Raw genomic sequence first — 25,830 nt, 5'->3', positions numbered from 1 at the left:
GGCGTCGGATGGTTCCCCGACTCGGCGCGCCCGGGAGAGATCGGCAACGTCGCGATCGCCGGGCACCGGGTCACCCACGGTGAGCCGTTCCGCGACTTCCTCGAGCTGAGGAAGGGCGACAAGGTCGAGATCGAGACGCGGACGCACATCTTCACCTACCGGCTGCGCGACGACGGGACCGACCGCGAGCTCGACTTCTCGGAGAGCTGGGTCCTCGACCCGGTGCCCGAACGTCCGGGTTCGAAGCCGACCGAGCGGCTCCTCACGATGGTGACCTGCTCCGAGCTGTTCCACACCGACAAGCGGTCGGTCGTCTTCGGGGAGCTGGTCTCGTCGGTGGAGAAGCAGCCCGCCGATACGCTGACGCCATGAGCGATCGCGACGCCCTCATCGACCAGATCAAGGACAAGTCCGTCATCCACGGCACGGTGACACTGTCCTCCGGCAAGGAGGCCGACTACTACGTCGACCTCCGGCGGGTCACCCTCGACCACGAGGCGGCGCCGCTGGTGGGGCGCGTCATGCTCGACCTCCTCGACGACCTCGACTACGACGCCGTCGGAGGGCTGACGATGGGGGCCGACCCGGTGGCGGCGGCGATGCTGCACCAGGCCGCCGCGCAGGGCCGGGCCCTCGACGCGTTCGTCGTGCGAAAGGCCGAGAAGGCGCACGGCCTCCAGCGGCGGATCGAGGGGCCGGACGTCGCCGGGCGTCGCGTGGTGGCGGTCGAGGACACCTCGACCACCGGTGGCTCGGTTCTCACAGCGGTCCAGGCCCTGCGGGAGGCCGGTGCTGAGGTGGTCGCCGTCGCGGTCATCGTCGACCGGGAGACCGACGCCGCCGATCGGGTCCGCGGCGAAGGGCTCGACTACCGCTTCGCGGTGTCCAAGAGCGACCTGGGCCTGTAGGCCTCCCGGGCCGCGACGGCGACGTCCGGCTGGTCGGCGAACACGCCGTCGACGCCCAGGTCGAAGAGCGCGGCCAGCTCCGCGCCCACGTCGCCGCCCTCCTGCTCGAGATCGCTGCTGCGCAGGTCGCACGCGAGGAACGCGTTCTCCTGCCGCACCGTCCACGCGTACACCTGCAGCCCGGCCGCGTGCGCCTGCGCCGTCAGCGTGCTCGGGACGCCCCGCGACCCGTCGGCGGAGCGGGGCAAGAGCAGGTCCTTCGGGACTCCGAGGACCTGCGCGTACTCGGCGACGGCGCCGAGGCCTTCAGGGGTGACCATGTCGGCGTACGTCAGCGGGTCACCGGCCTGGCTGCGGTCGTACGGCGCCCCGTTGGGCAGGACCAGCTGGAGCAGGCGGAGCTGTGACCCGGCGGCGAGAGCCTTCAGGTTGGACACCTCGAGCGACTGGACCAGCAGCCCTGACGGCGGGTCGTCGAGGCCGCGCTCCCTCAGCGTCCGGAGCAACGGCTCCTCGAGCGGCAGACCGCGATCGCGGAAGTACGTCGAGCTCTTGAGCTCGGGGTAGACGTCGACGCGTCGCCCGTACTGGGTGGCGGCGACTTCCGCGAGGTCGAGGATCTCGTCGAGGGTCGGCACCTCGTACCAGCCGTCGTAGGCGGTGCAGCCCGGGCGCAGGTGCGAGATCCGCTCCTTGGCCCGCAGCGTCTTGAGCTCGTCGAGGGTGAAGTCCTCCGTGAACCACCCGGTCACCCGGCGGGCGTCGACCACCTTCGTCGTCCTGCGCGCCGCGAACTCCGGATGCTCCGACACGTCGGTGGTGCCGCCGATCTCGTTCTCGTGCCGAGCGACGAGGACACCGTCGGACGTGCTGACGAGATCGGGCTCGATGGCGTCGGCGCCGAGCCCCACGGCCAGCCGGTAGGCGGCGAGGGTGTGCTCCGGCCGATATCCGCAGGCACCGCGGTGTGCGATGACGATCGGCGTGGGTACGTCGGGCATCCCGGCCGATCGTAGGCGGTCGGGTCAAGCCTCGCAGGAGAGCCGCGCCGTACGACGTCGGCGGCGTGACACCGTACGCTCGGCGCGTGGACCCGGAGGACGAGCAGGCACCGGTGGTCGGCGTGGGGCCCTGGGAAGGCCCGTGGCCCGACGACCCGCGGCTCGACCCTGACCTGCTGCGCGAGGGCGACCGGCGCAACGTGGTCGACGGCTACCGCTACTGGACGGTGGAGGCGATCGTCGCCGACCTGGACACCCGCCGGCACCCGTTCCATGTCGTCGTCGAGAACTGGCAGCACGACCACAACATCGGCTCGATCGTGCGGACGGCCAACGCCTTCGGGGCCGCAGAGGTGCATGTGGTCGGGCGGAGGCGGTGGAACCGGCGCGGCGCGATGGTCACCGATCGCTACCAGCACGTACGCCACCACCCCGACGTCGACGACCTGGTCGCGTGGTCGCAGGGTGCGGGCGTGCCGCTGATCGCGATCGACAACGTGGAGGGATCGCGGCCCATCGAGCGGGCGCTGCTGCCACGGGAGTGCGCGCTGGTGTTCGGCCAGGAGGGGCCGGGGCTGTCGCCGGACCTTCTCGCCGCTGCCGAGGCTGTCCTCGCCATCTCGCAGTTCGGCTCGACGCGCTCCATCAACGTCGGCGCGGCTGCCGCGGTCGCGATGCACGCCTGGATCCTCCAGCACGCCGAGATCGGCGATTGACCGCTCGGGCGTCGGCGGGCGTCCTCGACGGGTCCTAGGCTCGGGCCCATGCCCCGCAGACTGGTCGTGGTCGGAGGGGACGCTGCGGGCATGTCCGCGGCGTCCACCGCAAAGCGCGCGCTCGGCGACGCGATCGACGTGCTCGTCCTCGAGCGGCAGCGGTGGACGTCGTACTCGGCGTGCGGCATCCCCTACTGGGTGGCCGGCGACGTCGCGACGGCCGACGACCTGGTGGCCCGAACCCCCGAGGAGCACCGCGCCAACGGCATCGATGTGCGCACCGGCTCGACGGTCACCGAGCTCGACCTCGATGCCGGCAAGGTCGTCGCCCTCACGCCGGACGGCACGCAGTCCTTCGGCTACGACGAGCTCCTGATCGCCACCGGCGCGGAGCCGATCCGTCCCGACGTGCCCGGCGTCGAGTCGCGAGGGATCCACGGGGTCCAGACCCTGACCGACGGGCGCCGGGTGCTCGACGCGCTCGAGACCGACCCCAAGCACGTCGTCATCGTCGGGGCGGGCTACATCGGGGTGGAGATGGCCGAGGCATGCATGCGCCGCGGCCTGGAGACGGTGGTCGTCGGCAAGCACCCGACACCGATGCCGACGATCGACGACGACCTGGGCGAGCTCATCGCCGCGGAGATGCGCGCCGACGGGATCGACGTACGCACCTCCGTCACCGTGACCGGCTTCGAGGACGACGCCGAGGGGCGGGTGCGCGCCGTCGTCACCGACCAGGGTGCGATCCCGACCGACCTCGTGATCCTCGGCACCGGCGTGCGCGCGCGCACCGAGCTCGCGGCCGGGGCTGGGCTCCCGACAGGGATCAAGGGCGCTCTCCCGGTCGACCCGCGCGGCCGCGTCGACGCCGAACGCCACGTCTGGGCGGCCGGTGACTGCGTCGAGACCCGCAACCGGGTCAGCGGCCGCGCGGCGTACGTCCCCCTCGGCACCCATGCCAACAAGCAGGGGTGGGTCGTCGGACGCAACCTGGCCGGCGTCGACGTCGCCTTCCCCGGTGTGCTCGGGACGGCGATGACCAAGGTCGTGACGCTGGAGATCGCGCGGACGGGCCTGGGTGAGCAGGAGGCCGCAGACGCCGGGTTCGACGCGCTGGTCGTCCGGATCGACGCGACGACGAGTGCGGGATACATGCCCAACGCGCGCTCGATGACGATCAAGGTCGTCGCCGAGCGCTCCACCCACCGGCTCCTCGGCGCCCAGATCGTCGGGAGGGAGGGGGCGGCACTCCGGATCGACTCCTTCGCGCTCGCGCTGTGGAACGAGATGACCGTCGACGAGCTGATGATGACCGACCTCGGCTACGCGCCCCCGTTCGCGTCGGTCTGGGACCCGGTCCAGCAGGCCGCGCGCGCGGCAGCCACCCGGCTCGGGCCACGGGCCTGACACGGCGGGCGGGTGGTGGGCGATAATGACCACACCGCCTGATGTGTGGCAAACCAGCACTGGTCGATGAGGAGTCAGCATGCCTGTCGCAACCCCCGACGTCTACGCCGAGATGCTCGACAAGGCGAAGCGTGAGTCGTTCGCCTACCCGGCGATCAACGTCAGCTCGTCCCAGACCCTCAACGCGGCTCTCGCCGGGTTCGCGGAGGCCGAGAGCGACGGCATCATCCAGATCTCGACCGGCGGCGCCGACTACCTCTCGGGACCGACCGTCAAGGACATGGTCGCCGGCTCGCTGGCCTTCGCCGCGTATGCGCAGGAGGTCGCCAAGAACTATCCCGTCAACGTCGCCCTCCACACCGACCACTGCCCGAAGGACAAGCTCGACGGGTTCGTCCGCCCGCTGCTGGCGGCGTCGACCGAGCGGGTCCAGCAGGGCGGCCTTCCCTATTTCCAGTCGCACATGTGGGACGGCTCGGCGGTGCTGCTCGACGAGAACCTCCAGATCGCGGAGGAGCTGCTCGCGGCGTGCGCTGCAGCCCACGTGATCCTGGAGATCGAGGTGGGTGTCGTGGGCGGCGAGGAGGACGGCGTCGTCGGCGCGATCGACGACAAGCTCTACACCACGCCGTCCGACGCGCTCGCCACCGTCGAGGCGCTCGGCACCGGCGAGAAGGGCCGCTACCTCACCGCCCTGACGTTCGGCAACGTGCACGGCGTCTACAAGCCCGGCAACGTCAAGCTCCGCCCGGAGGTCCTCGACGCCGCTCAGAAGGCCGTCCAGGAGAAGTACGGCATCGAGCGCGCATTCGACTTCGTCTTCCACGGAGGCTCCGGCTCGACCGCCGAGGAGATCGCGGAGGCGGTCTCGTACGGCGTCGTCAAGATGAACATCGACACCGACACCCAGTACGCGTTCACGCGTCCCGTGGCCGACCACATGTTCCGCAACTACGACGGCGTCCTCAAGGTCGACGGCGAGGTCGGCAGCAAGAAGCAGTACGACCCGCGTGCCTGGGGCAAGGCCGGCGAGGCCGGCATGGCTGCCCGGGTCGTCGAGGCGTGCCAGCACCTGTCGTCGACGGGCACCAGGATCGCCTGACCGACCGGAGCCGGCGGCGGGCGCAGCGCTACGGTGAGCCCATGACGAACCTCTTGGGAGAGCCGCCGGAGACCCTGCTGCCCGCCGACCCGGTGGCCGACGCCGACGGGACCCCCCAGGAGCTGGCCCGCGACAACCCGTCGTCGAGCCTCGCCTGGGCGCTCTGTGCGGAGGAGGCCCTCGCCGACGGCGAGGACGTGACGGCGTACGCGTTCGCGCGCACCGGCTACCACCGGGGCCTGGACGCGCTGCGACGCAACGGCTGGAAGGGCCACGGCCCCATCCCGTGGGGACACCCGGGCAACCAGGGCTTCCTCCGGGCGCTCGCCGACCTCGCGGAGGCCTCCGAGCGGATCGGCGACCTCGACGAGGCCCACCGGTGCCGGGAGTTCCTCCGGGAGTCGAGCCAGGAGGCGTACGACGTGCTCGTGCTCGGCGGGCGCGCCGGCGAGGAGTAGGAGACCCCGGACGAGGCAACAGTGGCCGCGGACTAGAGCCATCCCCCGGTAGACTCCGTCGCGGCCACTGCTACCCGACCATTGTCACCCTCAAGGGGTCACACCGCAATATGTCTGATTCGGACAGTTCTAGTCGGTCTCAGCGCCCCGCTTGATCCCGGCTGGGAGCAACATCCGGTAGGCGCCCGGGACGACCGTCCAGGTGCGCTCCCGCAGCCCGTCACCCGTCTCCCCGTCGGCATTCCACGACATCGCCTTGCCCGAGATGGTGACCGACCTTCCCCGCGTGGTCACGACGTCGTCGCGGTCGGTGTGCGAGCCCCTCATGAGCCTCACGCCGTAGGCGATCCGGCGGTGCATGGGGTTGGCCCGCGACACGGTCACGTCCAAGATCCCGTCCGTGGGGTCGGCCTCGGGGAGCAGCGGCGCCCCGCCTCCGACGTATCGGCCCACCCCGACCGCGACCTGCACCACGTCGTCATGGCGCACCAACGACCTGCCGTCGACGACGACGCTCAGCCGCGCCGGAGAGCCGAGGAGCCCGGCCTTGAGTGCGCCGACCACGTATCCCGCGGGGCCCAGCCGTCGCTTCCAGGGCTCGGCGTCCTTGCCCGCCTGAGCGCCGACGCCCACGTGGACGGCGTTGACGACCACGTGGTCGTCGTCGTCGATGGCGATGTCGTGCGGAGTCGGCGTCGCCCCGAGGAGGCCCTGAGCCACCTTCTCGGGGTCCTCGTCGAGACCGACCGTGCGGGCGAAGTCGTTGCCGGTTCCCATCGGGACCAGCGCCAGCGTGGCGGTCGAGAGCCGGTCGAGCGTCCACAACCCCTGGACCGTCGCGTGGAGCGACCCGTCACCACCGGCGACCACCACGACATCGACGTCGGGGTGCGAGACGAGCGCCTCCGCCAGGTCCTCGGCGTCGCTGGTGCGGGCCACCTCGACGGTCCAGGAACGGCGGAGCGTCTCCAGGATGCGCTCGAGCACCTCGTCGTCGGAACTCCCGGCGTCGGCGTTCGCGATCAGCAGTGCGGCGGTCATGGAACGAGGTCTATCACCGTGGGGAAACTCCGTCCGAGGGCGAGGCCGATAGACTCCCACCGTAAGAGCCCCTCCCGTGGGGCTTGTCGTATGTTGTCAGGTGGTGCGCCTCCCATGCCCGCAGTCGTGATCGTCGGAGCCCAGTGGGGTGACGAAGGGAAGGGCAAGGCGACCGACCTGCTCGGCAGCCGCGTCGACTACGTCGTGAAGTTCAACGGTGGCAACAACGCCGGGCACACGGTCGTGATCGGCGACGAGAAGTACGCGCTCCACCTCCTCCCCAGTGGCATCCTCACCCCCGGCTGCATCCCCGTGATCGGCAACGGCGTCGTGGTGGACATCGGTGTCCTCTTCGAGGAGATCGACGGGCTCGAGGCCCGCGGCGTGGACACGTCGCAGCTCAAGGTCAGCGCGAGCGCGCACGTCATCCCCGAATACAACAAGGTGCTCGACAAGGTCACCGAGCGATTCCTCGGCTCCCGCAAGATCGGCACCACCGGGCGGGGCATCGGCCCCACCTACGCCGACAAGATGAACCGCCAGGGCATCCGCGTCCAGGACATCTTCGACGAGAAGATCCTCACCCAGAAGGTCGAGGGCGCGCTCGAGCTCAAGAACCAGATCCTCACCAAGGTCTACAACCGTCGCGCCGTCACCGTCGAGGAGGTTGTCGAGGACCTTCGCTCGCACGCCGACCGGCTCGCGCCGTACGTCGCCGACACCACGCTGCTCCTCGACTCGGCCATCGTCGACGGCAAGATCGTCCTGCTCGAGGCGGGCCAGGCGACGATGCTCGACGTCGACCACGGGACGTACCCGTTCGTCACGTCCTCCTCGGCCACGTCCGGCGGTGCGGCGACCGGGTCCGGGATCGCGCCGACCAGGATCGAGCGCGTGATCGGGATCGTCAAGGCCTACACGACGCGTGTCGGCGAGGGGCCGTTCCCGACCGAGCTCTTCGACGAGTCCGGCGAGTTCCTCCGGGAGCAGGGTGCCGAGTTCGGCACGACGACGGGACGCCCGCGTCGTTGCGGCTGGTACGACGCGGTGATCGCGCGTTATGCGGCGCGCATCAACGGGGTGACCGACTTCGTCCTCACCAAGCTCGACGTCCTGACCGGCCTGGAGACGATCCCTGTGTGCGTCGCCTACGACGTCGATGGAGTGCGGCACGAGGAGATGCCGGTCAACCAGACTGACTTCCACCACGCCGTCCCGGTGTACGAGGAGCTGCCCGGCTGGAGCGAGGACATCTCCGGCGCGCGCTCGTTCGAGGACCTTCCGCCCACCGCGCAGGCGTACGTCCGCCGTGTGGAGGAGCTCTCGGGAGCCCGGATGTCGGTGATCGGCGTCGGTCCCGGTCGCGACCAGGCCATCGTCTGCCACGACCTGATCTGAGTCAGGCGCCGCCTGGTTCCGGGCCGGCGGCCACTAGGGTGGGGGCCCGTGAAGACCCTCGTGATCGGGACCGGCGGCCGTGAGCACGCCCTCGCCCTCGCACTCTCCCGTGATCCATCGGTCGCCGAGGTGCACGCCGCGCCGGGCAACCCCGGCATCGCGCGGATCGCGACGCTGCACGACGTCGACCCGATGGACGGCGAGGCGGTCGCCGAGCTCGCGGTCTCGGTCGGCGCGGACCTCGTCGTCGTCGGTCCGGAGGCTCCGTTGGTGGCCGGCGTCGCCGACGCCGTCCGCGCGCGGGGCATCGCGGTGTTCGGTCCGTCGGGGGAGGCTGCGCAGCTCGAGGGATCGAAGGCGTTCGCGAAGCAGGTGATGGCCGCTGCCGAGGTCCCGACCGCGGTCGCGCACGTGTGCACCGACGCCGACCAGGTCGCCGCGGCGCTGGACGCGTTCGGTCCGCCGTACGTGGTGAAGGACGACGGCCTGGCGGCGGGCAAGGGCGTCGTGGTCACCGACGACCGGCAGGAGGCGGTCGAGCACGCGGCCGGGTGCGGGCGGGTGGTCGTCGAGGAGTACCTCGACGGGCCGGAGGTCTCGCTCTTCGCGCTGTGCGGCTACAGCGAGGCCGAAGGCGCCACGGTTGTGCCGCTCCAGCCGGCGCAGGACTTCAAGCGCGCCTACGACGACGACGCCGGCCCCAACACCGGGGGCATGGGGGCCTACACGCCGCTCCCGTGGGCGCCTGCCGGGCTGGTGGACGAGGTCACCCGTCGCGTCCTCCAGCCCACGGTGGACGAGATGGCGCGGCGCGGCACCCCCTTCTCCGGGCTCCTGTACGCAGGACTGGCGCTGACCTCTCGCGGACTGAAGGTCGTCGAGTTCAACGCGCGCTTCGGTGATCCTGAGACCCAGGCCCTGATGGCACTGCTCGTGTCGCCGATCGGTCCGCTGCTCCACGCCGCCGCGACGGGCACCCTCGACGAGGTCCCGGCGCCACGGTGGCGTGACGGTGCGGCGGTCACGGTCGTCGTGGCCGCCGAGGGCTATCCCGTGTCGCCGCGCAAGGGCGACAGGATCCGCGGGGTCGAGGAGGCCGACGCGCTCGAGGGAGTCGACGTCATCCACGCGGGTACGGCGCTGGACGCCGCCGGGCAGCTGGTGACCGCGGGCGGGCGCGTGCTCGCCGTCACCGCCTCCGGCCCCGATCTGGACGCGGCGCGGCGACGGGCGTACGAGGCCGTCGACCTGATCACGATCGACGGCGCTTTCTCCCGCCGCGACATCGCCGCGAGGGCCGCCGGAGCCTGACTTCGGGTGCCGTGCCAGGGGCCGCGGTCGGTGCTTGACTGGGGAGATGTCAGTCACCGGAGAGTATGAACCCAGCCCTTCCGCGCGTGTCCGCAAGCACGTCGAGGAGATGGAGACGACGGGACGGCCCACGGAAACGCCGCTGGGTCTCCCCATCGTCGTGATGACGTTCCAGAGCCGCCGGTCCCACAAGGTCCACAAGACGGCGGTGATGAAGGTCGAGCACGACGGGTCGTACGCGCTCGTGGCGTCGAAGGGCGGTGCTCCTCAGCACCCGCAGTGGTACCACGCGCTGACGCTGCATCCCGACCTCGACCTGCAGGACGGCACGGAGAAGTACGCGATGCGGGTGCGCGAGCTCCACGGCGACGAGCGCGCGCAGTGGTGGGAGCGGGCGGTGGAGGCGTACCCGCCGTACGCGGACTACCAGCGCAAGACCGATCGCGAGATCCCGGTCCTGCTGGCCGAGCCCGTCGCTCGTTAGCGGTCCGCCCCGCTCATTCGCCGAGCAGCTCCTGGAGGGCCGTACGGTAGCGACGGTAGGCCGACCGTCCGCTCGAGGTGAGCGAGTAGGACGTCCCTGAGCCTCGCCCGCGCCCACTCTTGTGCACCTTGATGTAGCCGGCCCCCTCGAGCGCGGACATCTGCTTCGACAGGTCCGACTCCGCGATCGTGAGGTGCTCGACGAGGAACCGGAACGTCACCTGGTCGGACGCAGTGAGGACGGCCATCGCCGCCAGTCGCTTGGGGGCGTGGATGACGGGGTCGAGGTCGGCGAGGCTCACGCGAGACGCTTCTTGGTCGCCGCTGCGGCTGCCACGTAGGCGCGCTCGTACCACCACAGGCCGGCGGCTGTGGTGACGAACCCGACCACCGCGCACACCCACCAGGGCGCGACAGCGACCGTGAGTGCGTTGAGGGCCAGCACGACCGCCGCACCCACGGCATAGAACCCCATGACGCGCCGGATCTCGGGCGGCTTCTTGCGGAACAGCGAGGGCGTCGCGCCGTGGTAGCTCTGGTACCAGGCGACGTAGACACCGAGGAGTGCCGAGAGCCCGATGATGCCGACGACGGCCACGATCTCGGCGGGCCGGCTGTCGCTCCGGCCCAGGCGGACCAACGCCGCGAGGGAACCGCCCCAGAGGGCGGCTGCGGGGAGGAACCACCGAGGGGTCGGTCGGAAGTCGGTGTAGGGCGCGGCCTCGGCGCGCTCGAGGGTCCGGAGCTGGGCGCGGATCTCGTCGTCACTTTCCATATCGGAAACCTATCAGGTTACTTTCCACTTGTGCAACTAGAAAGCAAGGGAGGCAGTCTCTCTCGGAGCGGTTCGGACTCGCACGGCCTACCTGGGACACTGGGAGGCGTGACGACTCCCAACGTGCTTGCCCTGCGCTACGCCTCGCCCGAGATGGTTCGCCTCTGGTCGCCCGAGCACAAGATCGTGCTCGAGCGCCGACTCTGGATCGCGGTCCTCGAGGCGCAGCGCGACCTCGGCATCGAGACGCCCGACGGCGTGATCGAGGCGTACGAGGCCGTCGTCGACCAGGTCGACCTCGCGTCGATCGCCGCCCGCGAGCGGGTGACCCGGCACGACGTCAAGGCGCGGATCGAGGAGTTCAACGCCCTCGCCGGCCACGAGCACATCCACAAGGGCATGACCTCGCGCGACCTCACCGAGAACGTCGAGCAGCTCCAGGTCCGCTCATCGCTCGCGCTCGTCCGCGACCGCGCCGTGGCCGTCCTCGCGCGGCTCGCCGAGCGAGCCGCGGAGTACGAGGCGCTCGTGATGGCGGGACGCAGCCACAACGTCCCCGCGCAGACCACGACCCTCGGCAAGCGCTTCGCGACCGTCGCCGACGAGATGCTCGTCGGCACCCGCCGGATCGAGGAGCTGATCGCGCGCTATCCGATGCGTGGGATCAAGGGCCCCGTCGGCACCGCCCAGGACCAGCTCGACCTCCTCGGCGGCGACCGTGACGCGCTGGCCGCCCTCGAGCAGCGGGTCGCCGACCACCTGGGCTTCGAGAACGTCCTGACCAGCGTCGGGCAGGTCTATCCGCGCTCGCTCGACTTCGACGCGGTCAGCGCCCTCGTCCAGCTCGTCGCAGGCCCGTCGAACCTCGCCACCACCGTGCGACTGATGGCCGGCAACGAGCTCGTCACCGAGGGGTTCAAGCCGGGTCAGGTCGGCTCCTCGGCGATGCCGCACAAGATGAACTCCCGCTCGTGCGAGCGGGTCAACGGTCTCGCCGTGGTCCTCCGCGGCTACCTGTCGATGATCGGTGAGCTCGCCGGTGACCAGTGGAACGAGGGCGACGTCTCGGACTCGGTCGTACGCCGCGTCGCGCTGCCGGATGCGTTCTATGCCGCGGACGGGTTGTTCGAGACGTTCCTGACCGTGCTCGACGAGTTCGGAGCGTTCCCGGCGGTGGTGCAGCGCGAGCTCGACCGCTATCTCCCGTTCCTCGCGACCACCAAGGTGCTGATGGCCGCGGTCCGGCACGGCGTCGGGCGCGAGGTGGCGCACGAGGCGATCAAGGAGCACGCGGTGGCCGTCGCGCTGGAGATGCGGGAGAAGGGTGCGAGCGAGAACGACCTGTTCGGCCGGCTCGCTGCGGACCCCCGGCTCGGACTCACCGAGTCCGACCTCCGCGCCCTCGTCGCCGAGCCGCTGTCCTTCACCGGCGCGGCCGTTCCGCAGGTGGAGTCGGTCGTCGCGCAGGTGGCGCAGCTCGTGGAGCGCTATCCCGACGCTGCCTCGTACGCCCCCGGTGACATCCTCTGACCTGCGGCGAACGTGAACTGAGGCGAAAGGCTGAGGCATCGCGACCACCTCCGGTGGTCGCGATGCCTCATCCTTTCGCCGATTCTCTCGTCGCGGTCAGCTGCTGGCGCGCATCGCCTTCGCGCCGACGACCAGGCCAAACGCGCACGTGATCGTCGCAGCGACTGCGCCGGCGACCGCGTCGCCGTCCCAGGTGCCCGCGATCAGGGCACGCTCCGCGTCGACGACGTACGTCAACGGGTTGACCTTGGAGGCGACCTCGAGCCATCCCGGTGCGCCGGTGAGCGGGAGCAGGATCCCGGCGAGCAGCATCAGCGGGAACAGCAGTGTCTGCTGGACGCCCCAGAACGCCCACTGGTTCTCCTTGACCGCGAGCGCCAACGCGTACGACAGCGCGCCGAGCCCGACGCAGAACACCGACAGCACCGCGAGCCCGACGACGAGTCCGGCGACGTCGGGACGGAAACCGAACGGCACCGCGACGCCGACGATGACCAGCGCCTGCACGATCGTCGGGACGATCTCCTTCAGGGCGCGTCCGATCATGAGCGACGAGCGGGACAGCGGGCTGACGAGAGTGCGCTCGTGCGAACCGGTCTGCATCTCGACCTGAAGGTTGGAGCCGGTCGTGGAGGTGCCGAACAACGCCAGCATCACGATCACGCCCGGCACGAACCACTGGAGGGTGTCGGCCGTCGACTGCCCCGACGAGGCCACGAGCAGCGGTGTGAACAGCCCGAGGAAGAACAGCGGCTGGATGATCCCGAAGACGATCGAGAACGGGTCGTGGGCGACGGGACGCAGCTCGCGGCCGAAGACGAGCCCGATGTTGTGGAGCTGGCTGGTCGGCCGGCTGGTCGCCGCCGGGGCGGACGTCGTACGGGGGTGGGTGTCGAGGGCGGTCATGCCGCCACCTCCTCGGTGGTCTGGGTGATCGGGTCGGTACGGAGGTCGGTGCGGCCCTCGCGCAGGCTGCGGCCGGTGAGGGCGAGGAACACGTCGTCGAGCGTCGGTCGCGCCACCTCGACGGTCGCCGGCGCGATGCCTGCGCCCGTGAGGTCGGTGATCAACGCGCTGACGTGGCCGGCGCCCCCGGCGACCTGGAGGTCGACCGCGGTGCCGTCGTGGGCGAGCTGCGCTCCCGGGAACGCCGCCGCCGCCCGCTCGGACGCGCGAACCGCGTCCTCCACGCGGGGGAACGTCATGGCGATCCGGTCCCCGGCGTGCTCGGCCTTGAGAGAGTCGGGCGTGTCGTCCGCGACGACCTGCCCGTGGTCGATCACGACGATCCGCTCGGCCAGGGCGTCAGCCTCGTCGAGGTAGTGCGTCGTGAGGACGACCGTCGCCCCGTGCTTGCGTCGCAGGTCGACGACGTGCTGCTGGAGGTTCGCACGGTTCTGCGGGTCGAGCCCGGTCGACGGCTCGTCGAGGAACAGGAGTCCGGGCGAGTGGATGAGGCCCATCGCGATGTCGAGCCTGCGCCGCTGTCCGCCTGACAGTGTCATGACCTTCCTTGTCGCCTGCTCGCTCAGGGCCAGTGACTCGAGCAGCTCGCCGGCGCGGCTGCGCGCCTCGCCCCGCGACATCCCGTACGCCCTGCCGCTGACGACGAGCTCGTCGATCACGCGCTGCGAGTGGCCGGCGCTGTTGCCCTGGCCGATGTAGCCGATCGCACGGCGGACGGCGTGCTGGTCCGTCGTCACGTCGAGCCCGGCCACGCGGGCCGAGCCGGACGTCGGTGCGAGCAACGTGGTCAGCATCCGAAGCGTCGTCGACTTGCCCGCGCCGTTCGGTCCGAGCAGCGCGACCATCTCGCCGTCGGCGATGTGGAGGTCGAGGTCCTTGACCGCGGTGACGGTCTTCTTGCCGGAACGGAACTCCTTGGTGAGTCCCCGGGTGTCGATCATCGTGTCCATGGACCTACCGTCTCGTGGCTTCCGGACAGGTTTTGTCCTGATTCAGCCTCTAGGCTGAGAAACATGGCGGGATCGAGTGAACGCATGCTGCGGCTGCTGTCTCTGCTGCAGACCCATCGCTACTGGACGGGCCCCGAGCTGGCAGGTCGGCTCGAGGTCAGCGAGCGCACGCTGCGACGCGACGTCGAGCGGCTGCGCGGGCTCGGCTACCCGGTGGACGCCACGCGTGGCGCCGCCGGGGGCTACCAGCTGCAGGCCGGCGCGTCGCTCCCACCGCTGCTGGTCGCCGACGACGAGGCGGTCGCGATCGCGGTGGGGCTGCAGGCGTCGGCCGGGACGGGGACGAGCGCGTTCGACGACGCGGCCGTCCGCGCGCTGAGCAAGATCGTGCAGGTCATGCCACCGCGGCTGCGCCGGCGGGTGAAGGCTCTGCAGGACTACACCGACCGGGGCCCGATGTACGGCCCGTCGACCGATGCGGTGCTGCTTTCCGTCCTCGCGCAGACCTGCCGCGACGACGAGCGTCTCGAGATCGTCTACCACCGCGCCGACGGTGAGCGGAGCCGCCGTACGGTGGAGCCGCACCGCCTGGTCTCTCGTGGTCGCCGTTGGTATCTGGTCGCGTACGACCTCCAGCGTGGCGACTGGCGCACCTTCCGGGTCGACCGGATGTCCGAGCCGCGTGCGACGGGTGTCCGGTTCCGTCAGCGCGAGCTGCCGGCTCCCGATGCGGCGACGTTCGTGAGCGAGAAGATCGCTGCACTCCGGCCGACCACGGACGTCTCGTTCGTGGTGCGCGCGCCGGCCGAGAAGGTGGCCGACGTCGTCCGCTGGTGGGGCACGGTCGAGCCCGACGGCGACGAGCGGTGCCGCGTCACGATGAGCGTGGACACCCTGGACTGGGTGGTGTTCGTGCTCGCGGCGGTGGGTGCCCCGTACGAGCAGGCCGAGCCCGCCGCTCTCGCCGAGCACCTGCGCCGTACGGGGGAGATGCTCGCTGGCCCCCGCTGACGGTCGTCAGGTCGGGTCAGGACTCCCGCTTCTCGCGGGCGGCCTCGAGCACGCGCTCGCTGTACGGGCGGGTGTCTCCGACCGCCGCGAGCGCCCGCCACAGGACCCACGCCGCGACGAGCGCCGCCAGGGCGAGGGACCATCCGGTCGGTGCGCCGAGCGTCGGCGCGATGGCCGCGAGGACGGTGGCGTCGGGTCCACGGACGACCGCCCCGACCGCCCCGGGAGGCAAGGCGCCCATCGGGCTGGTCACCAACGGCCCGTCGAAGCGCGGTGGCGCCGACGCGGCCGAACGGACGATGCCGCTGCCGATCGCCACCGTCAGCACGATCCCCGTCACCACGGAGGCGTCAGGGAGGAGTGCGGTGACGCCCGCTGCCCACAGGGCGCACACGACGACGCCCGGCACGGCGAGCCCGACCAGGAGCGCCATGTCGTCGATCCCGAGGGCCCGCCGCAGACCGGGCGAGCGCCAGACGATCCGCAGGGACGCGGTGGTCCACCGGGTCGCCGCATAGCCGACGACAACCGCCAGCAGGGTCGTCACCGAACCAAGACCGGTCGCCGCCCCGAGCTCCACGACGACCGCGGCTGCCGCCAGGGCGAGAACCCGCCGGGGCGACCGGCCGAGCCGCATCGCCTCGCGCGCGACGACGGCGCCGAAGCCTCGACCGACCCCGCGCCACGAGCGGCGCGCGCCGAGCAGACGGTAGCGGCGCGCGGTGAGCACCTCTCCCACCAACGACGGATCGAGCCCGTACGCCGCACCGGACAGCCCGGCGACCAGCGCACCACCGGGCTGGACGTCCGCGCGAGTCAGCCGGCTCACCCGCGTCGATGCGAGCACCACGGCCACGAGGCCCAGGACCACCAGGCCGCCGGCGACCAGGCTGGCGGACGACCGCTCGACCGACACCTGCCAGGACCACCCGAGCGCCACCGCCGCCGCGAGCACGACGGCCACGGCGAGCAGCAGGTCACCCACCACCGCGACCGTGCGACGGGCGCCGGGGTGCGGCTGAGCGGCGGTCGCGGCGGCGGTGGCGAGCAGGCCCACCCCCGCTGCCCCGACCAGGACCGTCACGACCGTCGCCGCCGAGGCGGTCGTCCCCGTCATCGCGAGGCCTGGCAGCGCCACGGTCGTCACGACCGCCACGCCCACGGCGGCGGCGAACGCGCGGCGGAGGAGGCCGCCACGGGCCACCGGGGTCGCGAGCACCCACTGGCCGAACGCGGCGTCGCTCACCACCGGACCGATCGAGGCGAGCGCCCGGAGGACGACGCCGACCGTGCCGACGGCGGCCACCACCGGCAGCTCCTCGCGGACGACCCCGCACCCCGCGGTGGGGCAGCCGAGCAGCTCGTGGTGGACCTGGGCGATCGCCGCACCGACGACGACCCCGAGCATGAGGAGCGAGAAGATCGCGACGTACGCGTCCTCCGCGACCTGCAACCACGTGCGGTTGGCGTGGGCTCGGCGCACACGCGTCAGCCGCCGACGCATCGCGCGCGGCGACGGGACGGGCTGCGCCGGGGCGACCGAGGTGGTCACGCGCCGAGCTCGAGCACGTCGTCTCCCACGGCTGCGGCGAGGTCCGGGTCGTGGGTCGCCATCACGATCGCGGCACCCCCGCGCTTGTCGTCGAGCAGGCGGTTGGCCAACCACTCCTGGCCGTCGGTGTCGAGGCGCTGCTCCGGCTCGTCGAGCACCAGCAGCCGGTACGGCCGGACGAAGGCCGTCGCCAGGGCGAGGCGCTGCCGCTGGCCGGACGACAGCGTGCCGGGGAACTGGTCGCGCACGGCGGCGATGCCGACCGCCTCCAGCACCGCCTCCGCCCGATCCGGCGGCTGGCCGTGGGCGCGAGCAAGGAGGTCGAGATGTTCGAGGACGGTGAGGTCGGGGAAGAAGTCCAGGTCACCGAGGACGGTGGCCACGTCCGCACGGAACCGCGGGTCGGACTCGTCCACGCGGCGGCCGTCGTACGACACCGTGCCCGACGTCGGCGGGTCGCCGACGAGGCAGCGCAGGAGCGTGGTCTTGCCCGACCCGTTCGGGCCACGCAGCACCAGGCAACGACCGGCCCGGACGTGGAACGTCACGTGGTCGAAGACGACGCGGTGCCCGTAGGCGTGCTGGAGATCGTCGACCGAGACCAGTGGGGGAGGTGTCTTCTTCGACTTGCGGCTCACCGCGTCAGTCTGCCACCGGCTTCCGAGGCGCCGGCGACGCCGTCGACGCTCGACAGCCGTCGGCCAGAATGGGAAGGTGAGCGGGCGCTCAGTCGCTCACCCCCCCTGCTCCAGGAGCCCGCATGGCCGAGATCCACGGCACGTACGACGACCGTTTCCAGCCGCTGGTCGATGAGCTCGCCCGACGCGTGGACGCCGGCGAGGAGGTGGGAGCCTCTCTCGCCGTCGTGCAGGACGGCCGCCTGGTGGTCGACGTCTGGGGAGGCCATGCCGACGCCGGACGGACCACGCCGTGGGTCGAGGACACCGTCACCAACGTCTGGTCGTGCACCAAGACGGTGACCGCGCTCGCCGCCCTCGTGCTGCACGACCGCGGGCTGCTCGACGTGCACGAGAAGGTGGCGACGTACTGGCCGGAGTTCGCTGCGAACGGCAAGGCCGACGTCGAGGTGCGTCACCTGCTCGCCCACACCTCCGGCGTCGCGGCCATGGACCCGCCGTGCGTCGTCGAGGACCTCTTCGACTCTCGGCGCGCGGCGGAGAGGTTCGCCGCACAGGCGCCCTGGTGGGAGCCGGGGACGGCGTCCGGCTACCACGCGATGAACTACGGCCACCTCGTCGGTGAGGTCGTACGCCGGGTCACCGGCCAGACGCTCAAGGAGTTCGTCGCCGCGGAGATCGCCGGCCCGCTCGGTGCCGACTTCACCATCGGGTTGCCGCGCGACGCGTACGACCGCGTGAGCGACATCATCGCCCCGACAGGTGTGGAGTTGCCTCCCGGCGTGCAGCCCGGTCCGCTCGCGATGCAGACGCTCGGCGGCCCGCCGCTGCACGCGAACGTCGCGCTCACCGATGCCTGGCGCAGCGCCGACATCGGTGGGGCGAACGGCCACGGCAACGCTCGGTCCCTCGCGACGATCCAGTCGGCGGTGAGCCACGACGGCATCGCCGTCGGCGGGCACAAGCTCCTCGGTCCGGAGACGATCGAGCTGGTCTTCGACGAGCAGGTCGAGGGTCGCGACCTCGTGCTGGGCGCGCCGCTCCGATGGGGCATCGGCTATGCCCTCGTGGACCGGGCGACACAGCCGTACCTTCCTGACGGTCGGATCTGCCACTGGGGAGGGTGGGGCGGCTCGTACGTCGTGAACGATCTCGACCGCCGGGTCACGGCGACGTACGCGATGAACCGGATGAGCAACGGCCTGCTCGGGTCGCGCCGCGGCGAGGGCTACCTCCGCGCGGTGTACGCCTGCCTGGACGCGTGACGTTCACGCGCCGAGGAGCTTGCGGAGCAGGTCGACCAGGCGGTCTCGCTCGTCGCTGGTGAGGCGTGCCGTCGCGTCGGCCTGCGCGGCGGCGAGGATCCGGTCCAGCGCCCCGAGCCGCGTGCGGCCGGTGGGGGTCAGTGCGATGAGGTTGCGGCGCCGGTCCTCCGAGTCGGGCTCGCGCACGACCAGCCCCTCGTTGCCGAGGATGTCGAGCAGGCGCACCATGTCGCTGCGGTCGACCCCGATGCTGTCGCTGAGCGCCGACTGGCTCATCGGTCCGCGCTCGTCGAGAGCGACGAGGACGGCGTAGTGGCTGCGGTGCGCGCCGGCTTCGCCGAGTGCTGCAGCGACGATGCGGCCGCTCGCCGACGCCGCCTGTGCGAGGAGCCAGCTCGGGAGTGCGGTCATCCGTCGAGGGGCATGGGCGAGATCCATGGCAGCAGGGTACTCGGAGTCATGGGTTGAACGAATCATGGGTATGGCCTATCGTTGGATATCCCAACGAATGACAGGGCCGCCCATGACCACCACTCCGACCACCCGTGACTCCCACACCGACCGCGTTGATCTCGTCGACCTCGTCTCGCGCCTCGGCCGGTGTCTCGACACGCGTGACTTCGACGGCCTGCGAGACGTCTTCGCAACGGACGGGCGCGTCGTCACGCTCGGCGGCACCGCGGAGGGGCACGACGCCCTCGTGGCGCAGGCTGCGCGGAAGCACTCGCAGGGCAACGTCTGGCACAGCGTGACCGGGCACGTGATCGACCTCGACGGCGACACTGCGACGATCCGGGCGAACCTGCTGGTCGCCTTCGCCGAGGGCGTCGCAGACCCGGCGCCGTTCCTGCTCGGGGAGGTCTACGACATGGAGGCACGGCGCGGCGACCGGGGCTGGCGGCTCACACGCATGAGCGCGACACCGGTCTGGTCGCTCAACAACCGGTTGCCCGCGGCCTGAGGTCGAGCGAGCCCTAGGCTGGCACCGTGACCGCCCCGTACGCCGTCCCCGGAGCCACGCACGTCTACTCCGGCAAGGTCCGCGACCTCTACGAGCTCGACAACGGCAACCTGCTCATGGTCGCCAGCGACCGGATCTCGGCGTACGACCACGCGCTCGACCCGCCGATCCCCGACAAGGGCGAGATCCTCACGCGGATGTCGCTGTGGTGGTTCGACCAGCTCCGCGACGTCGCGCCCAACCATGTCATCTCGACCGACGTGCCCGACGTCGTCGCCGGCCGCGCGATCGAGGTCGAGCGGCTCGACATGGTGCAGGTCGAGTGCATCGCCCGGGGCTATCTGACGGGCTCGGGGCTCAGCGACTACCGCGCCACGGGTGTCGTGTCGGGCATCGTGCTGCCCGTCGGGCTGACCGACGGCTCCCCGCTGCCCGAGCCGATCTTCACGCCCAGCACGAAGGCGGCCTACGGCGGCCACGACGAGCCCATCTCGTACGAGCAGGTTGCCGGTCTCGTCGGGGAGGACCTCGCGGCGCAGCTGCGTGACCTCACGCTCGAGGTCTACCGCCGCGGTGAGGCGATCGCCCGTGAGCGCGGGATCATCGTCGCCGACACCAAGATCGAGATCGGCCTGCGGTCCGACGGCACGCTGGTCCTCGCCGACGAGCTCCTCACCCCGGACTCCTCCCGGTTCTGGCCGGCCGACCGGTGGGAGCCCGGCCACGTCCAGCCGTCGTACGACAAGCAGTTCGTCCGCGACTGGCTGACCTCGTCCGAGTCGGGGTGGGACCGCGCGGGAGACTCGGCCCCGCCGCGGCTCCCCGACGACGTCGTCGAGAAGACGCGCGCCCGCTACGTCGAGGCGTACGAGACCCTCACGGGCGAGACCTTCTAGTTGCGTTCCCGTCACGTCTGCCGCCCTCTCGGACCGGCTCGACGTGTTCCATGTCACTCTTGGGGCACCCGCACCGGCCGGTAGCCCCGCGGCTCCCCGGTGCAACCCCTGACGGACACCACGAACAGGAGCACTGCGGTGAGCAACCTGGCCTCCCTTCTCGAACGCTCGGCGACGTCGTACCCCGAGCGGGCCGCGATCGTCTTCGGTGACATGCGCCTGACCTACCCCCAGGTCGACGCGGCCGCGAACCAGGTCGCCAACCTGCTGGCGTCGCGTGGCATCGGCCGCGGCGACAAGGTCGCGCTGTCCTGCCCGAACCTCCCGTACTTCTCGGTCGTCTACTACGGCATCCTCAAGGCCGGTGCGACGGTCGTGCCTCTCAACGTCCTGCTCAAGGGGCGCGAGGTCGCGTACCACCTCGGCGACTCCGACGCGCGGGCGTACTTCGCCTTCCAGGGGACGCCCGAGCTGCCGATCGGTCAGGAGGCGTGGGACGGCTTCAACGCGACCGAGGGGTGCGAGCACTTCTTCCTGATCACGGCCGACCCGACTGCTCCGTCGCCGATCGAGGGCGCGGAGACCTTCGGTGCCGCGGTCGGCAACCAGCCGCCGACGTTCGACACGGTCGAGACCGCCGACTCCGACACCGCGGTGATCCTCTACACCAGCGGGACGACCGGTCAGCCCAAGGGTGCGGAGCTCTCGCACTCCAACATGATCAGCAACGCCCTCATCGGTGACCGGCTCTTCGGGGCCGACGCGGACGACCCGCACGTCTACCTCTGCGTGCTCCCGCTGTTCCACTCGTTCGGGCAGACGGTGATCCAGAACTCGGGCTTCGCCTATGGCGGGACCATCGTGATGCTCCCGCGCTTCGAGGCGGAGGCGGCGCTCCAGCTCATGGTCAAGGAGGGCGTGACCTTCTTCGCCGGCGTCCCCACGATGTACTGGGGGCTTCTCGGCGCACTCGAGGGCAGCGACGTCACCGCCGAGCAGGTCGCCCGTACGTTGAAGACGGCTGCCGCCGGTGGGTCGTCGCTCCCGGTGGAGATCATCAAGGAGTTCACGGCACGCTTCGGCATCGACATCCTGGAGGGGTACGGCCTCTCCGAGACCTCTCCGGTCGCCAGCTTCGCTCCGCTGGGCCAGCCCCCGCGTGCCGGGTCGATCGGCACCCCGATCCCCGACGTCGAGATGAAGCTCATCGACCCGGAGTGGAAGGAGATCACCGAGGTCGGCGAGATCGGTGAGATCGCGATCAAGGGCCCGAACGTCATGAAGGGCTACTACAACCGCCCCGAGGCGACCGCCGAGGTGATCAAGGACGGGTGGTTCCGGTCGGGCGACCTCGCGAAGAAGGACGAGGACGGCTACTACTACATCGTCGACCGCGCCAAGGACATGATCATCCGCGGCGGCTTCAACGTGTACCCGCGCGAGCTGGAGGAGGTGCTGATGTCGCACCCGTCGGTCTCGCTGGTCGCGGTCGTCGGTGTGCCGCACGACAGCCACGGCGAGGAGGTCAAGGCCGTCGTCATCAAGAACCCCGGCGACGAGACGACCGAGGAGGAGCTGATCGCGTGGGCCAAGGAGCAGATGGCGGCCTACAAGTACCCCCGCATCGTCGAGTTCCGTGACCAGCTCCCGATGACGAGCACCGGCAAGATCCTCAAGCGCGAGCTCTGACCCGTACGCCCCGTCCCCGTCCGCCCCGTCCGCGTTTCGATGGGTTCCGGTCGCTCTCCCGGTGAGAAACCGACCGCAACCCATCACAACGGGGACGGGGCGGCGACGGCGGCCCCGCTAGACTCGGGGCCGGAAACCCGTACCGCCTCCCAAGGAGTGCCACCGTGGCTCGTGTCGTCGTCGACGTCATGCCCAAGCCCGAGATCCTCGACCCCCAGGGCAAGGCGGTGCACGGTGCGCTCGACCGCCTCGGATTCGCCGGGGTCGCCGACGTCCGTCAGGGCAAGCGGTTCGAGCTGGAGGTGGAGGGCGAGATCACCGAGGAACGCCTCGCGGAGATCCGCAACATCGCCGAGACTCTCCTCTCGAACCCCGTGATCGAGGACTTCGCGGTCCGGATCGAGGAGTCGATCGTGCCCGAGGGCCCGGCCGCATGAGAGTCGGCGTCGTCACCTTCCCCGGCTCGCTGGACGACATCGACGCCCAGCGTGCCGTACGCCTCGCCGGTGCCGAGCCCGTCGCGCTCTGGCACGGCGACCACGACCTGCGGTCCGTCGACGCGGTCGTGCTCCCCGGCGGGTTCTCGTACGGCGACTACCTCCGCTGCGGCGCCATCGCCCGCTTCGCGCCGGTGATGACCGAGGTCGTCGCGGCGGCGCACGAGGGCATGCCGGTTCTCGGCATCTGCAACGGCTTCCAGATCCTGTGCGAGTCGCACCTCCTCCCCGGAGCCCTGATCCGCAACGACCACCGCAAGTTCGTCTGCCGCGACCAGCGGCTCCGCATCGACAACGCCGCCACTGCCTGGACCAGCGCGTACGAGGCGGGCGACGAGGTCGTCATCCCGCTCAAGAATGGTGAGGGTGGCTTCGTCGCCGACGACCTGGTGCTCGACGTCCTGGAGGGCGAGGGGCGTGTGGTCGCGCGCTACGTCGGCGACAACCCCAACGGCTCGATGCGCGGCATCGCCGGGATCACCAACGAGCGCGGCAACGTGGTGGGCCTCATGCCGCACCCCGAGCACGCGGTCGAAGACCTGTGCGGCCCGGGCACCGACGGGCTGGGCTTCTTCACGTCGGTGCTGACCGCGCTCGTCAGGTAGCCGGGCGGCCGGCGTCGTACGAAGGAGCATCATGGTGCAGGTAGAAGGCAACGTCGAGGTCGGGGACAACGCCGACGACAGCCGGTACGACCTCCTGGTCGACGGCGAGCTCGGCGGGACCATCGTCTACCGGGACCCGCGTCGCGGTGTGCGCCAGCTCGTGCACACCGAGGTGAAGCCCGAGCTGAGCGGGCGTGGCCTCGCCGCGGTGGTCGCGAAGGCCGCTCTCGACGACATCCGCGCCAAGGGCTGGAAGGTCGTCGCGACCTGCCCCTACATCGCCTCCTACGTCGGCAAGCACCCCGAGTACGAGGACCTGGTCGAACCCCGCTGACCCGTCCCGGACGTGGATCCCGGCGTTCGAGTCGCGGAGCGTCCTCGATCGGGTGAGGATCGGAGGGCCCCCGAACGACGTCGAAGCGAGCCGCACTCGGGGGTCTTGTCCATGATCACGAAGCTCGTCCTGTGGACGGTCACCGCATCGGTGGTCGCCACGCTGAGCCTCGTGGGAGGTGCAGGGAAGGGGCCGACCGGTGATCCTGCGGAGAGCCTGGAGCGCATGCTCGTCGCGATGGGCAGCGCTGACTACGAGGCCGCGTGCGAGATGATGGCCCACCGTCAGGGCCCGCTCACCGACGATGCTCGCTCCGAGTGCGCCGAGACGATGCGGGTCTACGCCGAGGGGATCAGGCCCGGCGCCGTACGCCGGCTGCGCGACGTGGAGGTGTCGGAGGTCCCGGCTCACGGCTCGCGGGTCGAGATCCCCGGCGCCGACATCGTCGGTGCTCCGGCTCCCTTCAGCGAGGACGTCTACGAGCTGGTCCGTGTCGAGGACAAGTGGTACGTGGTGGCGGGCTGACGTGCGAGCTTCCCCCGAGCGCTCCGTCCCGAGACCCCTGGTGGTCCTGGCCGCGCTCGTCTTCGCGGCGACCGGGGTCGCCCTGATCACGCTCGCTATCGGGCTCGGCTCGGTCGGAGTCGACGGGCACGGTGCGGCTTCCGCGTCGGTGGCCCCTCCGCCGAGGTCACCGACGGCCGCCCTCGAGCAGATGCTCACCGCGTTGGGCCGCGAGGACGTGCGTGCGGCGTGCGAGGTCGCGGCGCCGGACGGCTTCCCGATCAGGTCGCGGGAGGCGCTCGCACGGTGCGAAGGTCAGCTGCGCGACCAGCTCGACGACCTCGATCGTCGCCTCCTCGCGGCATACCGCGGGATCGAGGTGCGGGGCGCGCGCGTGGACGGCAACAGCTCGACGGTGCACCCGCGCCAGATCGCCGGTGCTCCGGTCAGCATGGGCAACGCGGTGTTCGCCCTCGTCGAGGCCGGCGGGGTCTGGTACGTGATCGTCTGAGGCGGTGGTCCGTCGATCGGGATCGGCGGCATGAGGGGCGGCAACATGGGCCATCCTGAAAGGATGTTCCTCCGCACTCCCCGCCTCCCGAAGAACGTCGCGCTCCTCGGGCCGGCGTTCGTCGCCGCGGTCGCGTACGTCGATCCGGGCAACGTGGCCACGAACGTCACCGCGGGGGCGACGTTCGGCTACACGCTGGTGTGGGTGGTCGTCCTCGCGAACGCGATGGCGGTCGTGGTCCAGTACCTGTCCGCCAAGCTGGGCCTGGTCACCGGGCGGTCTCTCGCGACGCACATGGGTGAGACGCTCCCGCGCCCGGCGCGGATCGCCTACTGGCTGCAGGCGGAGGCCGTCGCGATCGCCACCGACGTCGCGGAGGTGGTCGGCGGCGCGCTCGCGCTCTACCTTCTCTTCGACCTCCCGCTGGTCTCCGGCGCCCTCGTGACCGTCGCTGTCTCGATGGTGGTCCTGCGGGTCGGCGACCGGTTCGGGCAGAGCGCGCTCGAACGCGTCGTGATGGCGTTCCTGCTGCTCATCGCGGTCGGGTTCACCGCCGGTCTCGTGGTCGCCCCGCCTGAGCCCGCCGCCGTCGCCGAAGGGCTCGTGCCCACCTTCGCCGGGACGGAGAGCGTGCTGCTCGCGTCCGCGATCATCGGGGCCACGGTGATGCCGCACGTGATCTATCTGCACTCCGGACTCACCGCCGGGCGGCTCGGGCGGCGTGGCGAGCGCCGGACGATCTCCGAGCTGCTCGCTGTGACGCGGATCGACGTGGTGGTCGCCCTCGTCATCGCCGGCTCGCTGAATCTCGCGTTGCTCCTGATGGCCGCGTCGAGCCTGTCCGGCCTGGAGGGGACGGACACGCTCGAGGGGGTGCACGCCCTGATGACCTCCGAGCTCGGGTCGGGTGTCGCGCTGCTCTTCGCCGTGGCGCTCCTGGGTTCTGGCCTCGCCTCGACCTCGGTGGGGTGTGCGGCGGGCGCGGAGGTGATGCACGGGCTGCTCCGCATCCGCGTGCCGGTGGTCGCCCGGCGGATCGTCACGGTGATCCCCGCGCTGGTGATCCTCGTGCTCGGGGTCGAGCCGTCGTGGGCGCTGGTGGGCTCACAGGTCGTGCTCTCGATGGGCATCCCGTTCGCGCTGGTGCCCTTGCTGTGGCTCACCGCACGACCCGCGGTGATGGGAGAGGCGGTCAACCGGCGGATCACGACGGCGCTCGCTGCCCTGGTCGCGACGTTGGTGATCGTGCTCAACGTGGCGCTCCTGGTGCTGACCTTCGCCTGAGACCGACACCGGCGTCGGGGAGACAGCACCGGTT

Annotated in this window: 30 protein-coding genes; 21 read left to right on the top strand and 9 right to left on the bottom strand. The window is 71.1% G+C overall.

What is annotated here, in order from left to right; all coding sequences use genetic code 11:
* Together PV363_RS01070 and pyrE are read left to right on the top strand one after the other, a co-directional pair.
* Positions 1-372, top strand: a 372-nt coding sequence (locus PV363_RS01070; protein ID WP_301021507.1) for a sortase, incomplete at its 5' end; no start/stop codon positions are given.
* On the top strand, positions 369-908 hold the full coding sequence (pyrE, locus tag PV363_RS01065; RefSeq protein ID WP_220343212.1) for an orotate phosphoribosyltransferase: 540 nt from the start codon (positions 369-371) through the stop codon (positions 906-908). The genes PV363_RS01070 and pyrE, both read left to right, overlap by 4 nt.
* Here the strand turns inward: pyrE and PV363_RS01060 are convergent.
* The gene (locus PV363_RS01060) at positions 869-1,909 is read right to left on the bottom strand and encodes a glycerophosphodiester phosphodiesterase (protein WP_301021506.1); all 1,041 of its coding nucleotides are present in this window, start codon (positions 1,907-1,909) and stop codon (positions 869-871) included. The two genes, pyrE and PV363_RS01060, sit on opposite strands and share 40 nt — an antisense overlap.
* A gap of 86 nt (positions 1,910-1,995) precedes the next feature.
* Here PV363_RS01060 and PV363_RS01055 point away from each other — a divergent pair, with 86 nt between their 5' ends.
* From PV363_RS01055 to PV363_RS01040, 4 genes are all read left to right on the top strand, one after another.
* Entirely contained in the window at positions 1,996-2,625 is a 630-nt protein-coding gene (locus PV363_RS01055; protein ID WP_301021505.1) for a TrmH family RNA methyltransferase, read from the top strand.
* Between the two features lie 48 nt (positions 2,626-2,673).
* On the top strand, positions 2,674-4,035 hold the full coding sequence (locus tag PV363_RS01050; protein ID WP_220343215.1) for an FAD-dependent oxidoreductase: 1,362 nt from the start codon (positions 2,674-2,676) through the stop codon (positions 4,033-4,035).
* A 79-nt stretch (positions 4,036-4,114) separates the two neighbouring features.
* Positions 4,115-5,137: a class II fructose-bisphosphate aldolase gene (gene fbaA, locus PV363_RS01045; protein WP_220343216.1), complete on the top strand. Its 1,023-nt coding sequence runs from the start codon at positions 4,115-4,117 to the stop codon at positions 5,135-5,137.
* Between the two features lie 41 nt (positions 5,138-5,178).
* Positions 5,179-5,595, top strand: a complete 417-nt coding sequence (locus PV363_RS01040; RefSeq protein WP_220345950.1) for a DUF3151 domain-containing protein — start codon at positions 5,179-5,181, stop codon at positions 5,593-5,595.
* A 129-nt stretch (positions 5,596-5,724) separates the two neighbouring features.
* On the opposite strand, the gene PV363_RS01035 is transcribed toward PV363_RS01040, so the two are convergent.
* Complete coding sequence (locus PV363_RS01035) at positions 5,725-6,636, bottom strand: YegS/Rv2252/BmrU family lipid kinase (protein ID WP_220366360.1); 912 nt, start codon at positions 6,634-6,636, stop codon at positions 5,725-5,727.
* Between the two features lie 114 nt (positions 6,637-6,750).
* On the opposite strand from PV363_RS01035, the gene PV363_RS01030 reads away from it, so the two are divergent.
* Genes PV363_RS01030 through PV363_RS01020 form a run of 3 tightly spaced genes read left to right on the top strand, consistent with a single transcriptional unit; the run spans position 6,751 to position 9,829 of the window.
* The gene (locus PV363_RS01030) at positions 6,751-8,034 is read left to right on the top strand and encodes an adenylosuccinate synthase (protein ID WP_301021504.1); all 1,284 of its coding nucleotides are present in this window, start codon (positions 6,751-6,753) and stop codon (positions 8,032-8,034) included.
* 48 nt (positions 8,035-8,082) lie between these two features.
* Positions 8,083-9,345 (top strand): phosphoribosylamine--glycine ligase, encoded by a 1,263-nt coding sequence (gene purD, locus PV363_RS01025; RefSeq protein ID WP_220343220.1) that lies wholly within the window; start codon positions 8,083-8,085, stop codon positions 9,343-9,345.
* A 46-nt stretch (positions 9,346-9,391) separates the two neighbouring features.
* The gene (locus tag PV363_RS01020) at positions 9,392-9,829 is read left to right on the top strand and encodes a nitroreductase family deazaflavin-dependent oxidoreductase (RefSeq protein WP_220343221.1); all 438 of its coding nucleotides are present in this window, start codon (positions 9,392-9,394) and stop codon (positions 9,827-9,829) included.
* 13 nt (positions 9,830-9,842) lie between these two features.
* On the opposite strand, the gene PV363_RS01015 is transcribed toward PV363_RS01020, so the two are convergent.
* Positions 9,843-10,130: a transcriptional regulator gene (locus PV363_RS01015; RefSeq protein WP_301021503.1), complete on the bottom strand. Its 288-nt coding sequence runs from the start codon at positions 10,128-10,130 to the stop codon at positions 9,843-9,845.
* The gene (locus tag PV363_RS01010) at positions 10,127-10,603 is read right to left on the bottom strand and encodes a hypothetical protein (RefSeq protein ID WP_220343222.1); all 477 of its coding nucleotides are present in this window, start codon (positions 10,601-10,603) and stop codon (positions 10,127-10,129) included. The genes PV363_RS01015 and PV363_RS01010 overlap by 4 nt, the downstream gene beginning before the upstream one ends.
* Positions 10,604-10,711: 108 nt before the next feature.
* On the opposite strand from PV363_RS01010, the gene purB reads away from it, so the two are divergent.
* Positions 10,712-12,133, top strand: a complete 1,422-nt coding sequence (gene purB, locus PV363_RS01005) for an adenylosuccinate lyase (RefSeq protein WP_301021502.1) — start codon at positions 10,712-10,714, stop codon at positions 12,131-12,133.
* Between the two features lie 96 nt (positions 12,134-12,229).
* Here the strand turns inward: purB and PV363_RS01000 are convergent, their stop codons facing one another.
* Together PV363_RS01000 and PV363_RS00995 are read right to left on the bottom strand one after the other, a co-directional pair.
* The gene (locus PV363_RS01000) at positions 12,230-13,039 is read right to left on the bottom strand and encodes an ABC transporter permease (protein ID WP_220343224.1); all 810 of its coding nucleotides are present in this window, start codon (positions 13,037-13,039) and stop codon (positions 12,230-12,232) included.
* Positions 13,036-14,049, bottom strand: coding sequence for an ABC transporter ATP-binding protein (locus PV363_RS00995; RefSeq protein ID WP_308290277.1), 1,014 nt, complete (start codon positions 14,047-14,049; stop codon positions 13,036-13,038). Before PV363_RS00995 ends, PV363_RS01000 begins: the two co-directional genes overlap by 4 nt.
* Positions 14,050-14,112: 63 nt before the next feature.
* Here PV363_RS00995 and PV363_RS00990 point away from each other — a divergent pair, with 63 nt between their 5' ends.
* Positions 14,113-15,060, top strand: a complete 948-nt coding sequence (locus PV363_RS00990; protein ID WP_301021501.1) for a YafY family protein — start codon at positions 14,113-14,115, stop codon at positions 15,058-15,060.
* Between the two features lie 16 nt (positions 15,061-15,076).
* Here PV363_RS00990 and PV363_RS00985 read toward each other — a convergent pair whose 3' ends face one another.
* Together PV363_RS00985 and PV363_RS00980 are read right to left on the bottom strand one after the other, a co-directional pair.
* The gene (locus tag PV363_RS00985) at positions 15,077-16,612 is read right to left on the bottom strand and encodes a DUF6297 family protein (protein WP_301021500.1); all 1,536 of its coding nucleotides are present in this window, start codon (positions 16,610-16,612) and stop codon (positions 15,077-15,079) included.
* A complete protein-coding gene (locus PV363_RS00980) occupies positions 16,609-17,250 on the bottom strand; it encodes an ABC transporter ATP-binding protein (RefSeq protein WP_301021499.1) in 642 nt (213 codons plus the stop codon). The genes PV363_RS00985 and PV363_RS00980 overlap by 4 nt, the downstream gene beginning before the upstream one ends.
* Positions 17,251-17,372: 122 nt before the next feature.
* Here PV363_RS00980 and PV363_RS00975 point away from each other — a divergent pair, with 122 nt between their 5' ends.
* Positions 17,373-18,515 (top strand): serine hydrolase domain-containing protein, encoded by a 1,143-nt coding sequence (locus PV363_RS00975; protein WP_255559665.1) that lies wholly within the window; start codon positions 17,373-17,375, stop codon positions 18,513-18,515.
* Positions 18,516-18,518: 3 nt separating this feature from the next.
* On the opposite strand, the gene PV363_RS00970 is transcribed toward PV363_RS00975, so the two are convergent.
* Positions 18,519-18,953 carry a MarR family transcriptional regulator gene (locus tag PV363_RS00970; RefSeq protein WP_220366355.1) on the bottom strand — a complete coding sequence of 145 codons (435 nt, stop codon included), beginning with the start codon at positions 18,951-18,953 and terminating at the stop codon, positions 18,519-18,521.
* An 85-nt stretch (positions 18,954-19,038) separates the two neighbouring features.
* Here PV363_RS00970 and PV363_RS00965 point away from each other — a divergent pair, with 85 nt between their 5' ends.
* The 9 genes from PV363_RS00965 to PV363_RS00925 all read left to right on the top strand — a co-directional run bounded on the left by PV363_RS00965 (position 19,039) and on the right by PV363_RS00925 (position 25,796).
* Complete coding sequence (locus tag PV363_RS00965) at positions 19,039-19,476, top strand: nuclear transport factor 2 family protein (protein ID WP_301021498.1); 438 nt, start codon at positions 19,039-19,041, stop codon at positions 19,474-19,476.
* A gap of 26 nt (positions 19,477-19,502) precedes the next feature.
* Positions 19,503-20,372, top strand: coding sequence for a phosphoribosylaminoimidazolesuccinocarboxamide synthase (locus tag PV363_RS00960; protein WP_301021497.1), 870 nt, complete (start codon positions 19,503-19,505; stop codon positions 20,370-20,372).
* A 138-nt stretch (positions 20,373-20,510) separates the two neighbouring features.
* Positions 20,511-22,061, top strand: a complete 1,551-nt coding sequence (locus PV363_RS00955) for a long-chain fatty acid--CoA ligase (protein WP_220366352.1) — start codon at positions 20,511-20,513, stop codon at positions 22,059-22,061.
* A 164-nt stretch (positions 22,062-22,225) separates the two neighbouring features.
* Entirely contained in the window at positions 22,226-22,498 is a 273-nt protein-coding gene (gene purS, locus PV363_RS00950; protein WP_220343233.1) for a phosphoribosylformylglycinamidine synthase subunit PurS, read from the top strand.
* On the top strand, positions 22,495-23,163 hold the full coding sequence (gene purQ / locus PV363_RS00945; protein WP_220343234.1) for a phosphoribosylformylglycinamidine synthase subunit PurQ: 669 nt from the start codon (positions 22,495-22,497) through the stop codon (positions 23,161-23,163). The genes purS and purQ overlap by 4 nt, the downstream gene beginning before the upstream one ends.
* A gap of 31 nt (positions 23,164-23,194) precedes the next feature.
* Positions 23,195-23,497, top strand: coding sequence for a GNAT family N-acetyltransferase (locus PV363_RS00940; protein WP_301021496.1), 303 nt, complete (start codon positions 23,195-23,197; stop codon positions 23,495-23,497).
* A 111-nt stretch (positions 23,498-23,608) separates the two neighbouring features.
* Positions 23,609-24,022, top strand: a complete 414-nt coding sequence (locus PV363_RS00935) for a hypothetical protein (RefSeq protein ID WP_220343236.1) — start codon at positions 23,609-23,611, stop codon at positions 24,020-24,022.
* Between the two features lies 1 nt (position 24,023).
* Complete coding sequence (locus PV363_RS00930) at positions 24,024-24,512, top strand: hypothetical protein (RefSeq protein ID WP_301021495.1); 489 nt, start codon at positions 24,024-24,026, stop codon at positions 24,510-24,512.
* Between the two features lie 63 nt (positions 24,513-24,575).
* A complete protein-coding gene (locus PV363_RS00925; protein WP_220345959.1) occupies positions 24,576-25,796 on the top strand; it encodes an Nramp family divalent metal transporter in 1,221 nt (406 codons plus the stop codon).
* Positions 25,797-25,830 lie beyond the last annotated feature (34 nt).

Source organism: Mumia sp., assembly GCF_028803055.1.
Taxonomy (GTDB): domain Bacteria; phylum Actinomycetota; class Actinomycetes; order Propionibacteriales; family Nocardioidaceae; genus Mumia.
This window is presented reverse-complemented; position numbering and strand designations above follow the sequence as displayed.